The sequence below is a fragment of the Oerskovia sp. 140933 genome, assembly GCF_059651515.1.
The window spans coordinates 73,084-94,947 of the sequence record NZ_JAMXIO010000001.1 but is presented as its reverse complement, the minus strand read 5'-3'; the positions used below and the strand labels follow the sequence as shown (position 1 = coordinate 94,947).

Sequence of the window (21,864 nt, the reverse complement as noted above, 5' to 3'; positions counted from 1 at the left end):
GGGCGACCACGGCGCGGGGCGCCTCCTCCGGGAGGTGCCCCGCGCCGTCGGCGTCCGGTGCCGCGCGCCCGGACCGGGCGCTCCCTGCGTGCCGGGGGGCGCGCGCGGGTGTTTGATGGGGGGACGGGCGCCGGGGCACGAGCCACCGGCGCGCGTGCAGTGCACGCGGCCGCCCGGTGCCGCAGCAGTCCGACGGAGGGATGCGCCATGAAGAAGCTGCTCAACGACCCGCAGGACGCGGTCACGGAGTCGCTCGACGGGTTCGAGCTGGCTCACGCGGACCTGGTCGAGGTCCACCGCGCGCCGCTGTACGTCTCGCGCGTGGGCGGGGCCGTCCCCGGGAAGGTCGGGCTCGTCAGCGGGGGCGGCGCCGGGCACGAGCCGCTGCACGCGGGATTCGTCGGGGCTGGCATGCTCGACGCCGCGGTGCCCGGGGCGGTGTTCACCTCGCCCACGCCGGACCAGATCGTGCCCGCGATCCTCGGCGCCGACTCGGGCGCGGGCGTGCTCGCGATCGTCAAGAACTACACGGGGGACGTGCTCAACTTCGAGACCGCGCTCGAGCTCGTCGAGGCCGAGGGCACGCAGGCCGCGAGCATCCTCGTCAACGACGACGTCGCGGTCGAGGACTCGCTCTACACCGCGGGCCGCCGCGGCGTGGCCGGGACCGTCGCGGTCGAGAAGATCGCCGGGGCCGCCGCAGACCGGGGGGACGACCTCGGCAAGGTCACCGAGATCGCCGGCCGGGTGGTCGCCAACGTCCGGTCCATGGGCGTCGCGCTCAGCGCGTGCACCGTGCCGCACGTCGGCAAGCCCAGCTTCGACCTCGGCGACGACGAGATCGAGATCGGGATCGGGATCCACGGCGAACCGGGACGGCACCGCATCCCGCTCGCGGCCGCGGACGAGATCACGGGCATGCTCGTCGACGCCGTGGCCGAGGACCTGAGGCTCGAGGGCGGGGAGCGAGTGTTGCTGTTCGTTAACGGTATGGGCGGTACGCCCCAGTCCGAGCTCTACGTCGTCTATCGTCAGGCACGGAGGCTGCTCGAGGCGCGCGGCGTGGCGGTCACCCGCTCGCTCGTGGGCAACTACGTCACCTCGTTGGAGATGCAGGGGGCCTCGGTCACCGTGCTCCGGCTGGACGACGAGCTGACCGCGCTCTGGGACGCGCCCGTGCACACCGCCGCTCTGAGGTGGTGACTCCGGCCGCTCCCGAGAGCCGGGGGACGGCGCCCCGTCGGCGGTTCTCGCGAGCCGCCCCGGGACAGTAGTGAAAGGGCGATTGATGACGCTGGACGTTGCGTGGGCTGTGCGCTGGATGCGGGACACCGCGGAGATGGTCGTGTCGTCGAGGGACGAGCTCACCGAGCTGGACCGCCAGATCGGCGACGGCGACCACGGCGAGAACCTGAACCGTGGCTTCCAGGCGGTCGTCGCGAAGCTCGACGGGCTGGAGCAGCAGCCCGCACAGATCGGTGACGTGCTCAAGCTCGTCGCCACGACGCTCATGTCCTCGGTGGGGGGCGCGTCCGGCCCCCTCTACGGCACCGCGTTCCTGCGGGCGGCCAAGGTGACGGGTCTCGCCGAGCTCGACTCGTCGGCCGTCGTCGCGCTGCTCGAGGGCGCGCTCGAGGGGATCACCGCGCGGGGCAAGGCCGTGCCCGGCGAGAAGACCATGGTCGACGCCTGGCAGCCGGCCGTCGACGCGGCCGTCGCGGCGGCCGACGCCGGGGCCTCGCCGGAGGGGGTCCTCGAAGCGGCCCTCGCCGCCGCCGAGGAGGGGGCCCGCGCGACGATCCCCATGCTCGCGACCAAGGGGCGCGCGAGCTACCTGGGCGAGCGCAGCATCGGTCACCAGGACCCTGGTGCGACGTCGACGGTCGTGGTCCTGCGGGCCGCGGTCGCGGCGGCCACCGCTCCCGGTGAATGATGGCTCGATGACTACCCCACAGGTCGGCGACCGCGCGCGGATCGCCCTGGTGCTCGTGTCCCACTCGGCCCGCCTCGCGCAAGGGGTCGCCGAGCTCGCCGCCCAGATGGCGCCCGGGGTCCTCCTCCTGCCCGCGGGCGGGACGGACGACGGCAGCCTGGGCACGAGCTACGACGTGGTGTCCGCCGCGGTCGAGGAAGGGCTCGTCGGCACCGACGGGGTCGTCGTGCTCGCCGACCTGGGGTCGGCGGTCATGACGATCGAGTCCGTCATCGAGCTGGACGACTCGCTCGACGGCCGGGTGGTCCTCGCGGACGCCCCGTTCGTCGAGGGGGCCGTCGCCGCCGCGGTCACGGCCCACGGCGGCGGTTCCCTCGCGGAGGTGCTCGCGTCGGCCGAGGCCGCGGGCGGCACGTTCGCGCAGAGCGCGGGGGCGCCGGGGGGAGGGGGCGAGTTCGTCCCCGCCCCGGGACCGGCCGACCAGCTCGCCGGTGCCGCGGGGATCGAGGACGACTCGCCCGGGGCCCCGCGCGCGGTCACGCTGCGCAACCCGCTCGGCCTGCACGCCCGCCCTGCGGCGATCCTCGCGCGCCTCGTCGCGGGGTACGACGCGAAGGTCACGGTCAACGGGGTCAACGCGGCGAGCGTGCTCGAGCTGATGAAGCTCGGTGCGACCGGAGGCCGCGAGCTCGTGGTCGCGGCCGAGGGGCCGCAGGCGGACGAGGCCAGGGACGCGGCGGTCGCCGCGGTCGAGGAGGGCTTCGGAGAGGTCTGAGGGGCCGCGGCCCGGACGGCGCTGCCGGACCCCGCCGCCGGCCCCCGCCGTCGGCGCGTGCCGCACCGAGTGCCGCGCCGAGTGCGTGACACGTGTCACGCGAAGACTGCATTGCCTGCAAAGTTGCACGACGCGTAAAGTTGCGTGCTGTGCAGAACGTCGTCGAACCGTCAGCGGCCCCCACGGGGCTGCGTGAGCGCAAGAAGCGCGAACGCCGCGAGGCGCTCATCGACGCCGCCCAGACCCTCGTGCTCGAACGAGGGCTGGACGGTGTCACGGTCGAGGACATCTGCACCTCGGTGGGCGTCTCGACGCGCACCTTCTTCAACTACTTCGCGTCGAAGGACGACGCCGTGCTCGGGGTCGAGGAGTTCTCCCCGTCCCCCGAGGCGGTCCGGACCTTCGTCGCGGGCGGCCCCACGGGCGACCTGCTCGCGGACGTCCAGGCGCTGGTCGCCGACCTCCTGTCCCACCAGGCGATGTCCCTCGACCGCGTGCACCGCGCGCTCGCGCTCGTCGAGCGCGAGCACCGGCTCCTCGCCCGCCACATGTGGTGGGTCGAGAACCTGCGCACGGGGCTCCTCGACGTCTTCGGTCGTCGCCGGGCGGACCACCCGTTCGTACCCGAGCCCGAGCTCCTCGTGATGGTCGTGATGAGCCTCCTGCGCACCACGACGCTCGAATGGGAACGGCTCGGCCGTGCGGGCGAGCCCGTCGACCACCTGGGCTCCGTCGTCGACCAGCTCCGTGCGCTCGCGGGACCCGACCCCTCGCCGCACTGACCGACGAGACGCACCCTCCGGCCCGGCGGCTCGCGTCCGCCGGGTGCCTCACGACCCGACCGACCTGAACGGAATCCTCATGTCCTCCTCCCGCTCCACGACGCCGGCCGCGCCGGCCGGGGCCGGCGCGTCGCCCGCCGAGAGCGGCAAGCCGCTCATCGTGCTGACGCAGCGCACCGTCTGGCTGATCTTCGGCGCGCTCATGGCCTCGATGTTCCTGTCGTCGCTCGACCAGTCGATCGTCGGCACCGCGATGCCGACCATCGTGGGCGAGCTGCACGGCGTCGAGCACCAGGGCTGGGTCATCACGGCCTACATCCTGGCGATCGCGATCGTCATGCCCCTCTACGGCAAGTTCGGCGACCTCTGGGGTCGGCGCTGGCCGTTCCTCGTCGCGATCGGCCTGTTCACGATCGCGTCCGCGGGCGCCGGGTTCGCCCAGACCTTCCCCGAGCTCGTCGCGTGGCGAGCCGTCCAGGGCCTCGGCGGCGGTGGTCTCATGATCCTGTCGCAGGCGATCATCGCGGACATCGTCCCCGCCAAGGACCGCGGCAAGTACATGGGCCCCATGGGCGCCCTGTTCGGGATCGCGGCCGTGATCGGTCCGCTCCTCGGCGGCTGGTTCACCGAGGGCCCGGGCTGGCGCTGGGCCTTCTGGATCAACGTGCCGATCGGCATCGCGGCGTTCCTCGTCGCCTGGGTCACGCTCAAGCTCCCGAGCCACCGCTCGGGTCGCAAGATCGACGTCGCCGGCATCTTCTTCATGGTCGTCGGGACCTCGGGGATCGTCCTGCTCACGAGCTGGGAGTCCCTGACCACGAGCGCGGGCTACGACTGGTCCGACCCCATGCTGCTGGGCCTCGTGGCCGCGACCCTCGCCTCGATCGCCCTGTTCGTCGTGGTCGAGAACCGTGCCGAGGAGCCGCTGCTGCCGCTGCACCTGTTCAAGAACCGCACCTTCACGATCGCGACGCTCATCGGCCTGGTCCTGGGCATGGGCATGTTCTCCGCGCTCGCGTTCCTGCCGACCTTCCTGCAGATGTCGACCGGTGCGGGCGTGACCGAGTCCGGCTTCCTCATGCTGCCCATGATGGTCGGTGTCATGATCACCGCGATCGGCTCGGGCTTCGCGATCACCAAGACGGGCCGGTACAAGGTCTACCCGGTCGTCGGCCTCGCGATCACGACCGCGGGCATCGTCTGGCTGACCAACATCACGGGCGACATGTCGATGGTGCTGTTCGGCGCCATGATCTTCGTCATGGGTGCCGGCATGGGGCTCGTCATGCAGACGATCGTGCTGGCCGTCCAGAACTCGGTGGACCCCCACGAGATCGGCACCGCGACGAGCGCGAACAACTTCTTCCGCGAGATCGGCGCCGCCGTGGGCACCGCCCTGTTCAGCACGATCTTCACCACGCGGCTCACCGCGAACCTCGCCGAGGTCATCCCGGGCGGGGCGGCGACAGGAGGCGGCGACGCGGCGAGCCTGACCCCTGCCGCCGTCCAGGCGCTGCCCGAACCCATCAAGACCGGCGTGATCGAGGGCTTCACGGACGCTCTCGCCCCGGCGTTCTGGTACCTCGTGCCGCTCGTCGTGGTCGGCTTCGTGCTGTCGCTCTTCCTCAAGGAGGTCGCGCTCTCGAACGAGGCGGGCATGGTCGCGCGCGGTGAGGCCCTCGCCGACCCGCGGGGAGCGCTGGTCGAGGGCGTCGAGGACGCTGCCGGTGGTCCGGAGGGCGACCCGGACGCCCGGGTGCGTGACGCCGTCGGGCCGGACGGGGCGCGCGTCCCGGGCGACGGCGACGCGCCGGGCGCCCCTGCCCGGCAGGACGCGCCGGTAAACTGACCGGCGTGAGCTCCACCATCGAACCGGCCGACGAGCCGGCAGAGCAGGCCCGGTCCGCCGCGTCCTCCGCCCCCGCGGGCGAGGACGCGGCGGGCCCGCCCCGCATCAAGGCCAAGAAGTCCGCGAAGATCCAGTTCACGTCCACGACGCTGCTGCTGGAGGCCTTCCTGGTCCTGTTCGCGACCCTCGTCGCATACGGGCTGCGGACCGTGCCGTACGCGTGGCCGGACCGGCTGCAGGTCCCCTCGGGGCCCGCGATCTGGATCGTGGGCGGCACGCTCATGGTCGTGCTGATCCTCCTGAGCCGCATGGTCGGGGGCCCGGGCGGGTACGTCGCGGGCTCGGTCGTGCAGCTCCCCGTCATCGCGTGCGGCTTCGCCGTACCGCTGATGTTCCTGGTGGGAGGCATCTTCGTGGTGCTGTGGGTCGTGTCGTTGCGCCTCGGCGGGCGGATCGACCGTGAGCGCGCGGAGTACGACGCCGCGCACCCGGAGACCGCGCCGAACATGTGAGCGCGCCCGGTAGGGTCGTGCGCATGACTGATGTTGCAGCCCCCGCAGTGGCAGACGCGCTCTCCGAGACCATCGAGCGCACCCTTGTCCTCGTCAAGCCCGACGGCGTCCGTCGCGGCCTGTCGGGAGAGATCCTCCGCCGCGTCGAGGCCAAGGGGTACACCCTGGCCGCCGTCCAGCTCCTGGACGCCACCCCCGAGCTCCTCGCGGAGCACTACGCCGAGCACGAGGGCAAGCCGTTCTTCCAGCCCCTGGTCGACTTCATGCTCTCGGGCCCGATCCTCGCGGTCGTCGCCGAGGGGCAGGGCGTCATCCCGGGCTTCCGGTCGCTCGCCGGCACGACCGACCCCACCGCGGCCGCCCCGGGCACAATCCGCGGCGACCTGGGTCGCGACTGGGGCCTGAAGGTCCAGCAGAACCTGGTCCACGGCTCGGACTCCCCGGAGTCTGCGGCACGGGAGATCGCGCTCTGGTTCCCGGGCCTCTGAGCGGCCCCCGCACGACCCGCTGACGCCTCACCCGGCGCGGCACGCAGGCACCCCCCGTCCAAGGGACCGGGGGTGCCTGTCGTCGTCCGTGCCTGCGTCCCTGCGCCACCACCTCCCCGGTTCACCCGCAAAACCGCACTAGGCTCTGACCCGTGCACCTCAAGACCCTGACCCTTCGCGGGTTCAAGTCGTTCGCGTCGGCGACGACCCTGCGCTTCGAGCCCGGGGTGACGTGCGTCGTCGGGCCGAACGGCTCGGGCAAGTCGAACGTGGTCGACGCCCTGTCCTGGGTCATGGGCGAGCAGGGGGCCAAGTCCCTGCGCGGCGGCAAGATGGAGGACGTCATCTTCGCGGGTACCGCGGGGCGTCCGCCGCTGGGCCGCGCCGAGGTGTCGCTGACGATCGACAACACGGACGGCGCCCTGCCGATCGACTACTCCGAGGTGACGATCTCCCGCACCCTGTTCCGCAACGGCGGGTCGGAGTACGCGATCAACGGGTCGTCGTGCCGCCTCCTGGACATCCAGGAGCTGCTGTCGGACTCGGGCATCGGGCGCGAGATGCACGTGATCGTGGGGCAGGGACAGCTCGACGCGGTGCTGCGGGCGACGCCCGAGGAGCGGCGCGGCTTCATCGAGGAGGCCGCGGGCGTCCTCAAGCACCGCAAGCGCAAGGAGAAGGCGCTGCGCAAGCTGGACGCGATGCAGGCGAACCTGACGCGGCTCGGGGACCTGACGGCCGAGATCCGGCGCCAGCTCGGCCCGCTCGGACGGCAGGCGCAGATCGCGCGCAAGGCACAGGTGGTCCAGCGTGACCTGCGCGACGCGCGGGCGCGCCTGCTCGCGGACGACCTGGCCCAGCTCACGGCGACGCTCGAGCAGGAGATCGCGGACGAGTCGGCGCTGCGCGCGCGGCAGGCCGAGGTCGAGCGCTCGCTCGCGGCGGCGCGCGAGGCGCTGGGGTCGTTGGAGGCGCAGGCCGCCGAGGCCGCCCCGGCGCTGGCCCAGGCGAGCGACGTCTGGTACCGGTTGTCGTCGCTCCAGGAGCGCCTGACCGGGACCCGGACGCTCGCGGCCGAGCGGCTGCGCCTGCTGGGCCGTCCGGAGACGGTGCAGCGCGGGCAGGACCCGAACGACCTCGACGCGCAGGCGGCGCGGGCGCGCGCCGCCGAGCAGGAGCTCGAGTCGGAGGTGGCGGTCGCGCGCGCGACGCTCGAGGGCGCCGTGTCGGAGCGGACCGCGGTCGAGGGCCAGGCCCAGGCCGCGGAGCGCGCGCTCGCGACGTTGCTGCGCGGGGCGGCGGACCGCCGCGAGGGGCTCGCACGGCTGGCGGGCCAGGTCGCGGCCCGGCGCTCGCGCGTCGAGGCGACCGAGGCCGAGATCGGGCGCCTGCGGGAGTCGCTCGCGGAGACCGAGCGGCGCGGGAACCAGGCCAACGTGGAGTTCGCGAGCCTCGAGACCCAGGTCGTGGGCGTCGAGGAGGGCGAGGAGGGCCTCGACGCCGAGCACGAGGAGGCGGCCGACGCCGTCGAGCGGACCGCGGCCGTGGTGTCCCGGCTGCGTGCCGACGAGCAGACCGCCGACCGCGAGCGGGCGACGTGGAGCGCACGCGTCGAGGCCCTCGAGATGAGCCTGGTCCGCAAGGACGGCGCGGGAACCCTGCTGGCCGCGGACCAGGTGGGGACGCTGGGCTCGCTCGCGGCGCTGCTCGGCATCGACACGGGGTACGAGGACGCGATCGCCGCAGCCCTGGGCCCCGCTGCCGACGCGGTCGCGGTCGAGAGCCTCGAGGCCGCGGTCGACGCGGTGCGCCACCTGCGTCAGGAGGACGCGGGACGGGCGAGCCTCGTGGTCGGCGGGGGAGCGCCCGTCGAGGACAGGGCGAGCGCCGCGCGTGCGGCCCGGCCCGCCGTCCTGCCCGACGGCGCAGCGTGGGCCACGTCGGTCGTCACGCCCGCGCGGTCCGTCGCCTCGGCGGTCGAGCTCCTGCTCGACGGCGTGGTCGTGGTCGAGGACCTCGCGCAGGCGCGTGCCCTGGTCACGGCGTCTCCCGAGGTCACGGCCGTGACCCGGGGTGGCGACCTGCTCTCGGCCCACGGTGCGTGGGGCGGGTCGGCGACCGCGCCGAGCGTCCTGCACCTGCAGTCGGCGCTCGAGGAGGCCCAGACGGCGCGGGACGACGCGGTCGCCCGGGGGGAGCGCACGCGCTTCGCCCTGGTCGGGGCGCTCGAGGAGGCAGACGAGGCGCAGCAGCGCTACGACGCGACGCTGGATCGGCTCAACGAGTCCGACGCCGCGCTCGCGGCCGTCGCGGAGCAGCTCGGGCACCTGGGCGCCACTGCCCGCGCGGCCGCGGCCGAGTCCGCCCGGGTCCGCGCGAACCTCGAGAAGGCGCAGGCCACGCTCGTGGCCGAGCAGGCCGAGCTCGAGGCCCTGGTCGCGCGGCACGACGAGGCCGAGGCGGCGCCCGAGCAGACCGAGGAGTCCGTCGCGGCCGCCACGGCAGCGCGCGACGAGGCGAACGCCCTGGCGACCGGGGCCCGGGCCGCCGAGACCGAGGCGCGCCTCGCGCTGCGCACGAGCGAGGAACGGGCGCGCGCCCTGACGGGGCGGGCGCAGTCCCTCGCCCGCGCTGCCGCGACCGAGCGGGCGGCTCGCGAGCGTGCCGCCGCCCGGGAGGCCGCACGGGTTCGACAGGCCGCGCGGGCCGAGGCCGTGCGCGACGGGGCGCAGGTGGCCCTGACGGCGATCGACCGCTCCCTCGCGCGGGCCCGGGACGAGCGGGAGGCCGCGGAGGCGGCCCGGGGCGAGCTCGACGCCGCCGTGACGGCCCGACGCGCCGAGGTCGACGCGCTCGCCGGACAGCTCCGCGAGCTGACCGACGTCGCGCACCGCGACGAGGTCGCCCGGACCCAGCAGCAGCTGCGGATCGAGCAGCTCCAGGAGCGCAGCGTCACCGAGCTCGGCCTGGACCCCGAGGTGCTGCTCGACGAGTTCGGCCCCGACCGCCCGGTGCCCGTGCTCGCGGAGGACGGCTCGGTCCGCCAGGACGAGGACGGCGATCCCGTGACCGAGCCCTACGTGCGCTCCGCGCAGGAGAAGCGGCTGCGGTCCGCCGAGCGCGCCCTGGGGCAGCTCGGGAAGGTCAACCCGCTCGCGCTCGAGGAGTTCGCCGCGCTCGAGGAGCGGCACACGTTCCTCACGACCCAGCTCGCCGACCTCAAGAAGTCCCGCGCCGACCTGCTGGAGATCGTCCGGGAGATCGACGAGCGCGTCGAGCAGGTCTTCACCGAGGCGTACCACGACACGGCCGAGCAGTTCGTGCACGTGTTCGAGCGCATGTTCCCCGGTGGTGAGGGGCGCCTGGTCCTGACGAACCCCGAGGACATGCTCACGACCGGCATCGAGGTCGAGGCGCGCCCCGCGGGCAAGAAGGTCAAGCGGCTGTCGCTGCTGTCCGGGGGGGAGCGGTCGCTGACCGCGGTCGCGCTCCTGGTCGCGATCTTCAAGGCTCGCCCCAGCCCGTTCTACGTCATGGACGAGGTCGAGGCGGCGCTCGACGACGTCAACCTGGGTCGCCTGCTCGAGATCTTCCGCGAGCTCCAGGAGGACTCCCAGCTCATCGTCATCACGCACCAGAAGCGGACCATGGAGATCGCGGACGCCCTGTACGGCGTGACCATGCGCGGCGACGGCGTGACGACCGTCATCAGCCAGCGGCTGCGCGACGAGGTCGGGGTGTGACGACCGTCTCGAGGAGGCGCCGGCCCCCGGTCCGGTGACCGAGGGGCCGCGTGCCGGAGCGTGCGACCCGCACGATCGTGCGGCTCGCGCGGTGTGAAGATGCTGTATCGATCAGCGGACTCGCCGCGTTCGGTAGGCGGTCGGCCGCGAGCCCCGGTGATACTTGACGAATGCTCTGGATGTTCGTGTTCCTCGGGATCGCGCTCGTGGCGGCCGTCGTGGTCTTCCTGTTCGCGAGCGTCGTCACGCGCATCGACGACCGCAACGAGCGCCAGGGTCCGCCCGTCGGGATCAAGGGGTTCTGGCGCGACTTCCGGTCGGGCCTCTCGGGCTGGCGTCGCCGCAAGGACGAGGACCGGGCCGCGGCGAGGGCCGCCCGACCGATCGACACGGGCATGGAGGAGTTCTTCGCCGCGACCGAGGTCGACGAGCCTGCCTACATGGACGCCGACGAGATCACCGACGTCCTGCACCGGGCCCGGGAGCGGGCCACCCACACGCTCCAGGGGGCCACGGTGCGCCGCCCGCACACCGGGTCCGTGCGCTCGGTCCCGGCGACACCGCCCCAGGGCCCGGTCGCCCCGCAGGGCTGACCCCCTCCGAGCCCCTCGCCGGACCCCGCCGCGAGCCCCTCGCCGGACCCCCGCCGCCGCACGGCACTCTCGTATTTGAGAGACTGCGACGGTGAACGATCTCCTCTGGCTCTGGATCACCCTCGCCGTCCTCGTCGTCGTCTCGGTCGGCTTCGTCGGCTACCGCCGCCGACCCGGGACGCGCGCCCCACTTCCTCCGCCGACGCCGGGCACGACCCCCGACGCCGTCGAGCCCCCGACCGCGACGCAGGAACCGGGGGCCGTCGCGACGACCGAAGCCCCGACCGACCTCGAGGCACCGCCCGCGGTCGAGGTCCCCGAGGCCGTCGGCGGCCGTCTCGCCCGGCTCCGCGGCAGGCTCGCACGGTCCGGCTCCCCGCTCGGTTCCCGGCTGCTCGCGGTGCTCTCGCGCGACCACCTGACCGAGGACGACTGGGACGAGCTCGAGGAGACGCTGCTGCTCGCCGACGTCGGGGCCGGGCCCGCGGGCGAGCTCATCGAGTCCCTGCGGACCCGCGTCCGGGTCCTCGGCGTCCGCGACCCCGCGAGCGTGCGCGCCCTGCTCCGTGAGGAGCTGATCGCCCTGGTCGACCCGACCCTCGACCGCTCGCTGGCGACCGAGCCCCGGACGGCCGAGGACGGGTCGCGCGTGCCCGCCGTCGTGCTGGTCGTGGGGGTCAACGGCACGGGCAAGACGACGACCGTGGGCAAGCTCGCGCGCGTCCTGGTCGCCGAGGACCGCACGGTCGTGCTCGGCGCGGCCGACACCTTCCGCGCGGCCGCCGCGGACCAGCTCGAGACGTGGGGCGCACGCGTGGGCGTGCGCACCGTGCGCTCGGAGCGTGACGGCGCGGACCCGGCCGCGGTCGCGTTCGATGCTGTCCGCACCGGTCGTACGGAGGGCGTCGACGTCGTGCTCGTGGACACCGCCGGCCGCCTCCAGAACAAGGCGGGCCTCATGGACGAGCTGGGCAAGATCCGGCGCGTCATCACCAAGGAGGCGCCGCTCTCCGAGGTCCTCCTGGTCCTGGACGCGACCACGGGCCAGAACGGCCTCAACCAGGCGCGCGTCTTCGGCGAGATCGCCGGTGTCACGGGCATCGTGCTGACCAAGCTCGACGGCACGGCCAAGGGGGGCATCGTCGTCGCGGTCCAGCGCGAGCTGGGCGTGCCCGTCAAGCTCGTGGGCCTGGGCGAGGGGCCCGACGACCTGGCCCCGTTCGACCCGCAGGAGTTCGTCGACGGACTGCTCGGCGACTGACGCCGCGCCACCCCGAGCCCGCAGGTCGTCGACCCGCGGGGCGTCCCGGAGGCTCCACGGCCACCGGGGCGCCCCGCGCGGCCGACGGACGACCGGGTAACGCAACGTTTACACGCAGGGTCCGCGCGTTACACCTCCGTCACCGCGCGAGCGTCGGCGGGAAACGCCGCTGGACGACTCTTGACCTGTCCGGCCGCCCGGCTGGCGAGGTGAGAGGCGACAGCGCATGCCCTTCGAACTTGACACTGGAAACACGGCCTGGCTCCTGACGTCGGCCGCCCTGGTGCTGCTGATGACCCCGGCCCTGGCGTTCTTCTACGGCGGCATGGTCCGCGGCAAGAGCGTCCTGAACATGATGATGATGAGCTTCGGCGCGATCGCCGTGGTGGGCATCATCTGGGTGCTGTGGGGCTACTCGATGACCTTCGGGTCCGACGTGGCGGGAGTCTTCGGCAACCCGACCGAGTTCTTCGGTCTGGCCCCCCTGACCGACGACTCGAACAGCCTCCTGGCGGCCAGCGGCGTCCCGGCGCTCGTGGCGGCAGGGTTCCAGGCCACCTTCGCGATCATCACGGTCGCGCTGATCAGCGGCGCGATCGCCGACCGGGCGCGGTTCGGCGCCTGGCTCGTCTTCGCGGGCGTCTGGGTCACCCTGGTCTACTTCCCGCTCGCCCACATGGTGTGGGGCGGCGGCCTGCTCGGCGCAGGCGAGAACGGCATCGCGGCTGCGATCTACGGCGTGACGGACGGGATCGCGAACGTCGCTCCCATCGACTTCGCGGGCGGCACGGTCGTGCACATCAACGCGGGGATCGCCGGCCTGGTGCTCGCCCTGATCATCGGCAAGCGCAAGGGGTTCGGCAAGGAGCCCATGCGTCCCCACAACCTCCCGTTCGTGATGCTCGGCGCAGCACTCCTGTGGTTCGGCTGGTTCGGGTTCAACGCCGGTTCCGCCGGCGCGGCCAACGAGGTCGCGGGTCTGGCCTGGGTCAACACCACGGTCGCGACCTGCGCCGCCATGGCGGCCTGGCTGCTCACCGAGCGTCTGCGCGACGGGCACGCAACGAGCCTCGGTGCGGCGTCCGGCATCGTCGCGGGCCTCGTCGCGATCACCCCGGCTGCCGCGGCGGTCAACCCGATCGGCGCGATCGCGCTCGGTGCCGTCGCCGGCGTCCTGTGCGCCCTCGCGGTGGGTCTCAAGTACCGCTTCGGGTACGACGACTCGCTCGACGTCGTCGGCGTCCACCTGGTCGGTGGCCTGGTCGGCACCGTCCTGATCGGCCTGCTCGGCACCGACACGGGCCTGCTGTACGGCGGAGGGATCGACCAGCTGGTGATCCAGGTCGTCATCGCCCTCGCGGCCGTGATCTTCTCCGGTGTCCTCACGTTCGTCATCGGCACCGTCATCAAGGTGACGATGGGCTGGCGGATCAGCGAGGAGGCCGAGGTCGGCGGGATCGACCTCGCAGAGCACGGTGAGACCGCATACGAGACCATCGCACAGGGTCGTGTCATCCAGGAGGTCAGGGCATGAAGCTCGTCACAGGAATCATCCAGCCGCACCGTCTCGACGACGTGAAGTCCGCGCTCGAGGCCGCAGGGGTCCGCGGCATGACGGTCAGCGAGGCCAGCGGCTACGGCCGGCAGAAGGGCCACACCGAGGTCTACCGCGGTGCGGAGTACACCGTGGACCTGGTCCCGAAGGTTCGGGTGGAGGTCCTCGTCGACGACGAGGACGCCACGACGGTCACCGAGGTCATCGTCAAGGCGGCCCAGACCGGGCGGATCGGGGACGGGAAGGTGTGGACGGTCACGCTCGACGACGTCGCGCGGGTCCGGACCGGCGAGCACGGCTCGGGCGCCCTCTAGGACCTGGGGGCCCGGTCGGGCGGCACGAGCGGTGGCAGCAGGCACGGCGGGGGCGACGGAGGCGGAGCCGAGATGAGTGGACCGGCAGGGGCAGGAGCCTCCCGCGACGTCGACCGGCCGCCGGAGGCCCCGCACCCGTCAGGGGTGCGGGGCCTCCGGGCCGAGATGCTCGCGGTGGCTCGCGGGCTCAGCGGCCCGGGGAGCTCGGGGGTGGCGCGTCGGTCGGCGGTCTGCACCGTGGTGACGGACCGGCTGCGGGCGCTGTGGGACGAGGCGACGGCGGGGGAGAGCACCGAGGGCATCGCGCTCGCGGCGGTCGGGAGCCTCGGCCGGGGGGACATGGGGCCCGTGAGCGACCTCGACCTGGTGCTCGTGCACGACGGTCGCCACCACTCGGCCGAGCAGGTCGCGGTGGTCGCGGAGCGGCTCTGGTACCCGTTGTGGGATGCCGGGATCGACCTGGACCATGCGGTGCGCTCGTTGTCCCAGTGCCGTCAGGTCGCGTCCCGGGACGTGCCCGCGGCCGTGGGCTGGCTCGACGTGCGGGCGGTCGCGGGGGACGCGCTCGTGGTCCACCGGGCGGCGTCGGCGGTCCTCACGGACTGGCGGTCGGCGTCGCGTCGCCGGCTGCCGGAGCTGCTGTCGTCCGTCAAGGAGCGGGCCGAGCGGTCGGGCGAGCTCGCGTACCTGATCGAGCCGGACCTCAAGGACGCGCGGGGTGGGATCCGGGACGCGGTCGTGCTGTCGGCGCTGGCCGCGACGTGGCTCACCGACCGCCCGCACGGGACGGTCGACCGCGCGTACGCGCACCTGCTGGACGTGCGTGACGCGGTCCAGGTCGTCACGGGGCGGCACACGAACAGGCTGCTCCTGGCGGACCTCGACGAGGTCGCGCAGGTGAGCGGGTACGACGATCCCGACGAGCTCCTGGCGAGCCTCGCGGCGGCGGGCCGGGAGATCTCCTACGCGCTCGACACCACGGTCCGACGGGCCCGCCAGGCGCTCCAGCGCCCGAGCGTCGCGCGTCGCCCGGTCCTCGTGCGGGGCCGGCGTGCGGCGCCCCGGCTGCGGTCGGTCGGTGACGGCCTCGTCGAGCACGACGGCGAGCTGGTCCTCGCGATCGACGCGCACCCCGAGACGGACCCGTTGCTCGCGCTGCGGGCAGCAGCGACCGCGGCGCGCACGGGCCTGACGCTGTCGCCGGTCTCGGTCAGCAGCCTCGCGCACTGCCCGCCCCTGCCCGAGCCGTGGCCCGCGCTGGCACGGTCGGCCTTCCTGTCCCTCCTGGGGAGCGGACCGGCGCAGGTCGCGGTGTGGGAGGCCCTCGACCTCGTGGGCGTCGTCACGACCTGGATCCCGGAGTGGTCCGGGGTCCGCAACCGGCCGCAGCGTGCCGCGATCCACCGGCACACGGTCGACCGCCACCTCGTCGAGACGGTCGCCCGTGCGGCGCGCGACCGCAGGGCGGTCGAGCGCGGCGACCTGCTGCTGCTCTCGGCCCTGTTCCACGACATCGGCAAGCGGCGCGGTGCGGGCGACCACTCGGAGGAGGGGGCGCGCCTCGTGCCGGGCATCCTGCGGCGCATGGGCTTCGAGGACGGCGTGCCCGACGACGTCGCGCGCCTCGTGCGTCACCACCTCACCCTGTCGCGGCTCGCCGTCGCGGCGGACCCGGACGACCCGGCGACCGTCGCCGAGCTCGCCGCCGCCGTCGGGCACCGCCGGGACCTCCTCGACGTGCTGCGCGCACTGACCGAGGCCGACTCGTCGTCGCTCGGACCGGCGGGCTGGACGGCGTGGCGGGCGCGCCTGGTGGACGACCTCACGGCCGCGACCCGGGCGACCCTGCCCGAACCGCCGCCCCCGACCGGTAGGCTGGGTACTTCCCTGATTCACGAGCGGTAAGGATGACGCGGTGTTCGCCACGCTGTCAGATCGATTGACGTCGACCTTCAAGAACCTGCGGAGCAAGGGCCGTCTCTCCGAGGCGGACATCGACGCCACGATCCGTGAGATCCGGCGCGCGCTCCTCGACGCGGACGTCGCTGTGCCCGTCGTCAAGGACTTCACCGGCGCGATCCGGGAACGGGCCCTGTCGGCCGAGGTCTCCGGCGCGCTCAACCCTGCCCAGCAGGTCGTCAAGATCGTCAACGAGGAGCTCGTCGCGATCCTCGGCGGCGAGACCCGCGGGCTGCGCCTGGCGAAGAACCCGCCGACCGTCATCATGCTCGCGGGCCTCCAGGGCGCCGGCAAGACGACCCTCGCCGGCAAGCTGGCCCTGCACCTGCGCGAGCAGGGGCACACGCCGCTGCTGGTCGCGGCAGACCTCCAGCGCCCCAACGCGGTCAACCAGCTGTCCGTGGTGGGCGAGCGCGCCGGCGTGCCGGTCTACGCGCCGCTGCCCGGCAACCAGGGGTCCGAGGGGCAGTCCGGCACGAGCGTCGGCGACCCGGTGCAGGTCGCGCGCGACGGCGTCGAGACCGCTCGCCAGCGCCAGCACGACGTCGTGATCGTCGACACCGCGGGCCGCCTCGGCGTCGACGCCGAGCTCATGCGCCAGGCCGCGGACATCCGCGACGCCGTGAACCCCGACGAGATCCTGTTCGTCATCGACGCGATGATCGGTCAGGACGCGGTCGCGACGGCCAAGGCCTTCGAGGAGGGCGTCGACTTCACGGGCGTCGTCCTGTCGAAGCTCGACGGCGACGCGCGCGGTGGTGCGGCCCTGTCGGTCGCACGCGTCACGGGTCGCCCGATCCTCTTCGCGTCGACCGGTGAGAAGCTCACCGACTTCGAGGCCTTCCACCCGGACCGCATGGCGTCGCGCATCCTCGACATGGGCGACGTGCTGACGCTCATCGAGCAGGCCGAGAAGGCGTTCGACGCCGACGAGGCCGCGAAGATGGCCGAGAAGGTCGCCAGCGGGCAGGACTTCACGCTCGCGGACTTCCTCGTCCAGATGCAGCAGATGAAGAACATGGGCTCCATGAAGAAGATGCTCGGCATGCTGCCGGGCATGGGGCAGATGCGTGAGGCGCTCGACAACTTCGACGAGCGCGAGGTCGACCGCATCGAGGCCATCATCCGCTCGATGACCCCCGCCGAGCGGGAGAACCCCAAGATCATCAACGGGTCGCGCCGTGCGCGCATCGCCCGCGGCTCGGGCGTCACGACGAGCGACGTCAACCAGCTCCTCGACCGGTTCGCGGGGGCGCAGAAGATGATGCGCCAGATGAGCCGCGGCGGCGGCATGCCCGGCATGCCCGGCATGCCGGGCATGGGCAACCTGCCGGGCATGGGGGGCAAGAAGGCCCGCGGCCGCGTCGCGCCTCCCGCCAAGGGACGCAAGGCGAAGTCGGGCAACCCGGCCAAGCGTGCGGCCGAGGAGGCGGCACGCCAGGCGCGCGCCCTCGGCGGCCCGGCGGCACCCAAGGCCGCTCCCGGCGCGGCGTTCGGCGCCCTGGGCGGTGCCAAGAGCGCCCAGAAGTCGCCGGATCCCGCCGATCTCCAGCTCCCGCCCGACCTGGAGAAGTTCCTGGGGCGCTAGCGCGCTAGGTTATGTCCTGCAGGTCACGGTGGCCCTCACCGTGACCTCCGTCCGTCGCGTCCGACCTGTCCGTCCTCAGTCGCCCAGGAGTCGGACGAGCCCGACCGCCCGAGAACTGGGAGACCGATGTCCGCGCTCGAAGGCCCCTCGCTGCACCTCCGGGGGCACATCCTCCTGGGAGACGACCGTGAGGTGTCCGACCTCTGGGTCAAGGACGGTCACGTCACGCTGACCCGTCCCTCCGCGCAGGGGACCAACATGGTCGCGCTCGAGGGATGGGTCCTCCCGGGCCTCGTGGACGTCCACTGCCACGTGGGCCTCGGCAAGGACGGGGCGGTCGACAACGCGACCGCCCAGGCCCAGGCGATCGCCGACCGGGACAGCGGCGCGCTCCTCCTGCGCGACGCCGGCTCCCCGCTCGACACGCGGTGGGTCCGCTCGCGCAAGGACCTGCCGCGCCTCGTGCGGGCCGGTCGGCACATCGCGCGCCCCAAGCGCTACCTGCGGGGCTACGGCCTCGAGCTCGACGACGTCGCGCAGCTCCCCGACGCCGTCCGTCAGGAGGCGCGCGCCGGGGACGGGTGGGTCAAGCTCGTGGGCGACTGGATCGACCGCGACCTGGGTGCCGACGGCGACCTGCGGCCCCTGTGGCCCCAGGACGTGCTGACCGAGGCCGTGGCCGTCGCGCACGCGGAGGCCGCCCGGGTCACGGTGCACGCGTTCTCGAGCGAGGTCGTCCCCTCGCTGCTCGCGGCCGGCGTGGACTGCATCGAGCACGGCACCGGGATCCACCCCGACGACATGTACACGCTGTCCGAGCGGGGCGTCGCCGTGACGCCCACCCTGCTGCAGATCGACGAGTTCGAGAGCATCGCCCGCCAGGCCGACGACCGGTACCCCGTCTTCGCCGCGCGCCTCCGGGCCCTGCACGCGCGTCGCCACGAGCAGGTGCGCCTGCTGCACGAGGCCGGCATCCAGCTCCTCGTCGGCACCGACGCGGGCGGGACCATCGGTCACGGCCGCATCGCCGACGAGTGCGCCGCGATGGTCGCCGCCGGGGTCCCGACCGCCGACGTGGTGGCGGCCGCGAGCTGGCAGGGACGCGAGTTCCTGGGGTACGGCGGTCTCGTCGAGGGCTCGAGCGCCGACCTGGTCGTGTACCCGGCGGACCCGCGCGAGAACATCGAGGTCCTGCGGCACCCGACGGCGGTGATCCTGCGCGGGGAGATCGTCGCGCCGGTGTGACCCGGATCCCGACGAGGGGTGTTGGTCGCACCGGGCCGGATCTGGCACAATAGCCGGGTACTCGGCGTGCCCGGCCCCTCTCTCCGCGCAACGCCGTGTCCCGACACCGTGCTCACCTGGTCCCCACCGGGAGGACGCACGGGTCACCTCACCCAGAACCAGGAGAGACCACCACAGTGGCCACCAAGATTCGTTTGAAGCGTCTCGGCAAGATCCGTGCGCCGTACTACCGTGTCGTCGTCGCGGACTCGCGCACCAAGCGTGACGGTCGCGTCATCGAGGAGATCGGCAAGTACCACCCGACCGAGGAGCCGTCGCTCATCGACATCTCCTCCGAGCGTGCGCAGTACTGGCTGAGCGTCGGCGCGCAGCCGACCGAGCAGGTTCTCGTGCTCCTCAAGATCACGGGTGACTGGCAGAAGTTCAAGGGCCTCCCGGGCGCCGAGGGCACCCTGCGCGTCAAGGGCGAGAAGGTCGACCCGGCCGCCGCCATCGAGGCCGCCGCCAAGGACGCCGAGAAGGTCAAGGCCAAGGCTGCCGAGAAGAAGGCCGCCGCTCCTGCCGAGACCGAGTCCGCTGACGCGGCTGAGGCAGCCGAAGAGCAGGCCTGATGCTCGGCGAGGCGCTCGAGCACCTGGTGCGCGGGATCGTGGACAACCCGGACGCCGTCCGGGTCAACGCGAAGCCGCTGCGCCGGGGCGAGCTGCTCGAGGTCCGGGTTCACCCCGAGGACCTCGGCCGCGTCATCGGCCGTGGTGGGCGTACCGCCCGTGCCTTGCGCACGGTGATCGGTGCCCTGTCGGTCGACGGTCCGGTGCGGGTCGACGTCGTCGACGTCGACCGCCGCTGACGACGGCTGAGCGCAAGCCGATACACAGCACGACGTGACGGTTCCGACCGTCGCGCTGACGAGGCCCGGTCCCCCTCAGGGTGGACCGGGCCTCGTCGTCTGCCCGGCACCTGCCCGCCCCCTGCCGCCCGACGGACGTGCGACCGCGTCGTGCGGGTGCCACGGTGGGAACGCCAGGTCGCCGGCCCCCGGCACGATCCGCTGCACGACGAGCACGAACACGACGAGAAGGAGCACAGGATGCAGCTCACGGTGGCCCGTATCGGCCGCGCCCACGGACTGCGCGGCGAGGTCGCGCTGGACATGCGCACCGACAACCCCGAGGCGCGTCTCGTCGTCGGGTCCACGATCGACACCGAGCCCGCCGAGGCCGGCCCGCTGACGATCGAGCGTGCACGCCTGCACCAGGGCAAGTGGCTCGTGACGTTCGCGGGCGTGACCGACCGGTCCGCAGCCGAGCGCATGCGGGGCATCACGCTCGTCGTGGAGGCCGACGTGTCCGACGAGGAGGACGCCTGGTACCCGCACGAGCTCGTGGGGCTGCGCGTCGAGCTCGAGGACGGGACCGTCGTAGGTGAGGTGCAGGGCCTCGAGCACCTGCCCGCGCACGACCTGCTCGTGATCAGGGAGACCGACGGCGCGCGCACGCTCGTGCCGTTCGTGCACGCGATCGTGCCCGTGGTCGACGTGCCGGGTGGGCGCGTCGTGCTCGACCCCCCGGGCGGCCTCCTGGCGCGGGACGCCGACCGGCTCGAGGTCGCGGAGCCCACGCCGGGCTCGGGCGGCGACCTCGACGACGACGCGGCGGGCACCGACGGCACCGACGACGCGGCGGGCACCGACGGCACGGACGGGACGAACGACTGACGTGCGCATCGACATCGTCTCGATCTTCCCCGAGTACCTCGCGGCCCTCGACCTCTCGCTCGTCGGCAAGGCGCGCGTCGCCGGCCTGCTCGACCTGCGCGTCCACGACCTGCGCGACTGGACGACCGACCGGCACCGCACGGTCGACGACACGCCGTTCGGCGGGGGAGCGGGCATGGTCATGCGGCCCGACGTGTGGGGCCAGGCCCTCGACGAGCTGACCGCGACCGGACCCGCGCACCTGGTGGTCCCGACGCCGTCGGGCACGACGTTCACCCAGCGCACCGCGGAAACCCTCGCGACCGAGGAGCAGCTGGTGTTCGCGTGCGGGCGCTACGAGGGGATCGACGCGCGCGTCGCCGAGCACTACCGTGCTGCGGGCCACCGCGTGAGCGAGCTCTCGATCGGCGACTACGTGCTCAACGGCGGCGAGGTCGCCTCGCTCGTCATGGTCGAGGCCGTCGCACGCCTCCTGCCGGGCGTGATCGGCAACCCCGAGTCGCTCGTCGAGGAGTCGCACGGCGCGGCCGGCCTGCTCGAGTACCCCGTCTACACCAAGCCGCCCGTCTGGTCCGACCTCGAGGTGCCCGAGGTGCTGCTCTCGGGTCACCACGCGAAGATCCGCCGGTGGCGCCGCGACCGGGCGCTCGAGAAGACCTCCGCGCGCCGCCCCGACCTGATCGAGGCGCTCGACCCGGGCCACCTGGACAAGCACGACAGAGCGTTCCTCGCGACGCTCGGCTGGGAGGTCCGCGGCGGAGCGCTGCGCCGGGAGGGCGGACGGGACGAGCCGCGTCCCGAGGCCACCGTCGGCGGTGTGGCAGAATAGACCCTTGGTGTGCGCCGGTCGGGCCTCTGCCACAGGGGAAGCCCACCGCACGTCCGCGTGCGCGACCGATCACATGCGCCCACCACCCTTGTACTGAACCGGACCCACCTCGCGGTGGGCCACGAGAACGCGTCTGACCTGTGGCAGGGCGGGGAGAGATCAATGCACACGCTGGACAGCGTCGACGCAGCATCGCTGCGTAGCGACATCCCGGAGTTCCGGGCCGGAGACACCGTCAAGGTCAACGTCAAGGTCGTCGAGGGCAACCGCTCTCGTGTCCAGGCGTTCCAGGGCGTCGTCATCGGCCGCCAGGGTGGCGGCATCCGCGAGACCTTCACGGTCCGCAAGATCAGCTTCAGCGTCGGCGTGGAGCGTACCTTCCCGGTGCACTCCCCGACCCTCGAGTCGATCGAGCTCGTCACGCGCGGTGACGTCCGTCGCGCCAAGCTGTACTACCTGCGCAAGCTGCGCGGCAAGAAGGCGAAGATCAAGGAGAAGCGCGACGCGCTCCCCTCGAAGTGATCTGCGCCTGACGTCACGTCAGGCTCGTCACACGTCCACGGGCGGCCACCTCTCGAAGGTGGCCGCCCGTCGGCGTCCCAGGGGTGGTCGGCCGCCGCAGGGCGGGTGCACGGCGGGTCGCTCCCGGTTTCGCCCGACGGCCCGCGCAATGGCACAGTGAGCGCGTGACAGACAGCGCCGCACCGGCCCCCATCCGACC

Annotated in this window: 20 protein-coding genes; all 20 read left to right on the top strand. The window is 73.2% G+C overall.

The window, feature by feature from the left end:
• The first annotated feature begins 207 nt into the window (after positions 1 to 207).
• Positions 208 to 1,203: a dihydroxyacetone kinase subunit DhaK gene (gene dhaK, locus NHG27_RS00415; RefSeq protein WP_497014382.1), complete on the top strand. Its 996-nt coding sequence runs from the start codon at positions 208 to 210 to the stop codon at positions 1,201 to 1,203.
• An 85-nt stretch (positions 1,204 to 1,288) separates the two neighbouring features.
• Positions 1,289 to 1,933, top strand: a complete 645-nt coding sequence (gene dhaL, locus NHG27_RS00410) for a dihydroxyacetone kinase subunit DhaL (protein WP_193720964.1) — start codon at positions 1,289 to 1,291, stop codon at positions 1,931 to 1,933.
• Between the two features lie 7 nt (positions 1,934 to 1,940).
• Positions 1,941 to 2,708: a dihydroxyacetone kinase phosphoryl donor subunit DhaM gene (gene dhaM, locus NHG27_RS00405; RefSeq protein ID WP_193720963.1), complete on the top strand. Its 768-nt coding sequence runs from the start codon at positions 1,941 to 1,943 to the stop codon at positions 2,706 to 2,708.
• Between the two features lie 149 nt (positions 2,709 to 2,857).
• Positions 2,858 to 3,490, top strand: a complete 633-nt coding sequence (locus NHG27_RS00400) for a TetR/AcrR family transcriptional regulator (protein WP_497014381.1) — start codon at positions 2,858 to 2,860, stop codon at positions 3,488 to 3,490.
• Between the two features lie 79 nt (positions 3,491 to 3,569).
• Positions 3,570 to 5,339 (top strand): MDR family MFS transporter, encoded by a 1,770-nt coding sequence (locus NHG27_RS00395; protein ID WP_497014380.1) that lies wholly within the window; start codon positions 3,570 to 3,572, stop codon positions 5,337 to 5,339.
• 5 nt (positions 5,340 to 5,344) lie between these two features.
• On the top strand, positions 5,345 to 5,851 hold the full coding sequence (locus NHG27_RS00390; protein ID WP_321575482.1) for a DUF4233 domain-containing protein: 507 nt from the start codon (positions 5,345 to 5,347) through the stop codon (positions 5,849 to 5,851).
• A gap of 23 nt (positions 5,852 to 5,874) precedes the next feature.
• Entirely contained in the window at positions 5,875 to 6,339 is a 465-nt protein-coding gene (gene ndk, locus NHG27_RS00385; protein ID WP_193720960.1) for a nucleoside-diphosphate kinase, read from the top strand.
• Positions 6,340 to 6,491: 152 nt separating this feature from the next.
• Positions 6,492 to 10,082 carry a chromosome segregation protein SMC gene (gene smc / locus NHG27_RS00380; protein ID WP_193720959.1) on the top strand — a complete coding sequence of 1,197 codons (3,591 nt, stop codon included), beginning with the start codon at positions 6,492 to 6,494 and terminating at the stop codon, positions 10,080 to 10,082.
• A gap of 170 nt (positions 10,083 to 10,252) precedes the next feature.
• On the top strand, positions 10,253 to 10,675 hold the full coding sequence (locus NHG27_RS00375; RefSeq protein WP_193720958.1) for a hypothetical protein: 423 nt from the start codon (positions 10,253 to 10,255) through the stop codon (positions 10,673 to 10,675).
• A 91-nt stretch (positions 10,676 to 10,766) separates the two neighbouring features.
• The gene (gene ftsY, locus NHG27_RS00370) at positions 10,767 to 11,936 is read left to right on the top strand and encodes a signal recognition particle-docking protein FtsY (RefSeq protein ID WP_193720957.1); all 1,170 of its coding nucleotides are present in this window, start codon (positions 10,767 to 10,769) and stop codon (positions 11,934 to 11,936) included.
• 226 nt (positions 11,937 to 12,162) lie between these two features.
• Entirely contained in the window at positions 12,163 to 13,470 is a 1,308-nt protein-coding gene (locus tag NHG27_RS00365; RefSeq protein ID WP_497014379.1) for an ammonium transporter, read from the top strand.
• Positions 13,467 to 13,805, top strand: coding sequence for a P-II family nitrogen regulator (locus tag NHG27_RS00360; protein WP_193720955.1), 339 nt, complete (start codon positions 13,467 to 13,469; stop codon positions 13,803 to 13,805). Before NHG27_RS00365 ends, NHG27_RS00360 begins: the two co-directional genes overlap by 4 nt.
• A 72-nt stretch (positions 13,806 to 13,877) precedes the next feature.
• Positions 13,878 to 15,710, top strand: a complete 1,833-nt coding sequence (locus tag NHG27_RS00355; protein ID WP_497014378.1) for a [protein-PII] uridylyltransferase — start codon at positions 13,878 to 13,880, stop codon at positions 15,708 to 15,710.
• 10 nt (positions 15,711 to 15,720) lie between these two features.
• Entirely contained in the window at positions 15,721 to 17,352 is a 1,632-nt protein-coding gene (gene ffh / locus NHG27_RS00350; RefSeq protein WP_497014377.1) for a signal recognition particle protein, read from the top strand.
• 126 nt (positions 17,353 to 17,478) lie between these two features.
• Positions 17,479 to 18,597 carry an amidohydrolase family protein gene (locus NHG27_RS00345; RefSeq protein ID WP_497014376.1) on the top strand — a complete coding sequence of 373 codons (1,119 nt, stop codon included), beginning with the start codon at positions 17,479 to 17,481 and terminating at the stop codon, positions 18,595 to 18,597.
• 176 nt (positions 18,598 to 18,773) lie between these two features.
• Positions 18,774 to 19,208, top strand: a complete 435-nt coding sequence (gene rpsP / locus NHG27_RS00340; RefSeq protein WP_193720951.1) for a 30S ribosomal protein S16 — start codon at positions 18,774 to 18,776, stop codon at positions 19,206 to 19,208.
• Entirely contained in the window at positions 19,208 to 19,447 is a 240-nt protein-coding gene (locus tag NHG27_RS00335) for an RNA-binding protein (protein WP_030150613.1), read from the top strand. Before rpsP ends, NHG27_RS00335 begins: the two co-directional genes overlap by 1 nt.
• A gap of 240 nt (positions 19,448 to 19,687) precedes the next feature.
• Complete coding sequence (gene rimM / locus NHG27_RS00330; RefSeq protein ID WP_497014375.1) at positions 19,688 to 20,314, top strand: ribosome maturation factor RimM; 627 nt, start codon at positions 19,688 to 19,690, stop codon at positions 20,312 to 20,314.
• Between the two features lies 1 nt (position 20,315).
• Positions 20,316 to 21,143 (top strand): tRNA (guanosine(37)-N1)-methyltransferase TrmD, encoded by an 828-nt coding sequence (gene trmD / locus NHG27_RS00325; RefSeq protein ID WP_497014374.1) that lies wholly within the window; start codon positions 20,316 to 20,318, stop codon positions 21,141 to 21,143.
• Between the two features lie 162 nt (positions 21,144 to 21,305).
• Entirely contained in the window at positions 21,306 to 21,665 is a 360-nt protein-coding gene (gene rplS / locus NHG27_RS00320; RefSeq protein WP_193720948.1) for a 50S ribosomal protein L19, read from the top strand.
• The last annotated feature ends 199 nt before the right edge of the window (positions 21,666 to 21,864 follow it).

What these genes read in the sequence shown, in the direction of transcription:
- dhaK (WP_497014382.1), top strand. Translation starts at nt 208, where the DNA reads ATGAAGAAGCTGCTCAACGACCCGCAGGACGCGGTCACGGAGTCGCTC.
- dhaL (WP_193720964.1), top strand. Translation starts at nt 1,289, where the DNA reads ATGACGCTGGACGTTGCGTGGGCTGTGCGCTGGATGCGGGACACCGCG.
- dhaM (WP_193720963.1), top strand. Translation starts at nt 1,941, where the DNA reads ATGACTACCCCACAGGTCGGCGACCGCGCGCGGATCGCCCTGGTGCTC.
- NHG27_RS00395 (WP_497014380.1), top strand. Translation starts at nt 3,570, where the DNA reads ATGTCCTCCTCCCGCTCCACGACGCCGGCCGCGCCGGCCGGGGCCGGC.
- ndk (WP_193720960.1), top strand. Translation starts at nt 5,875, where the DNA reads ATGACTGATGTTGCAGCCCCCGCAGTGGCAGACGCGCTCTCCGAGACC.
- NHG27_RS00375 (WP_193720958.1), top strand. Translation starts at nt 10,253, where the DNA reads ATGCTCTGGATGTTCGTGTTCCTCGGGATCGCGCTCGTGGCGGCCGTC.
- NHG27_RS00365 (WP_497014379.1), top strand. Translation starts at nt 12,163, where the DNA reads ATGCCCTTCGAACTTGACACTGGAAACACGGCCTGGCTCCTGACGTCG.
- NHG27_RS00360 (WP_193720955.1), top strand. Translation starts at nt 13,467, where the DNA reads ATGAAGCTCGTCACAGGAATCATCCAGCCGCACCGTCTCGACGACGTG.
- NHG27_RS00355 (WP_497014378.1), top strand. Translation starts at nt 13,878, where the DNA reads ATGAGTGGACCGGCAGGGGCAGGAGCCTCCCGCGACGTCGACCGGCCG.
- NHG27_RS00345 (WP_497014376.1), top strand. Translation starts at nt 17,479, where the DNA reads ATGTCCGCGCTCGAAGGCCCCTCGCTGCACCTCCGGGGGCACATCCTC.
- NHG27_RS00335 (WP_030150613.1), top strand. Translation starts at nt 19,208, where the DNA reads ATGCTCGGCGAGGCGCTCGAGCACCTGGTGCGCGGGATCGTGGACAAC.
- rimM (WP_497014375.1), top strand. Translation starts at nt 19,688, where the DNA reads ATGCAGCTCACGGTGGCCCGTATCGGCCGCGCCCACGGACTGCGCGGC.
- rplS (WP_193720948.1), top strand. Translation starts at nt 21,306, where the DNA reads ATGCACACGCTGGACAGCGTCGACGCAGCATCGCTGCGTAGCGACATC.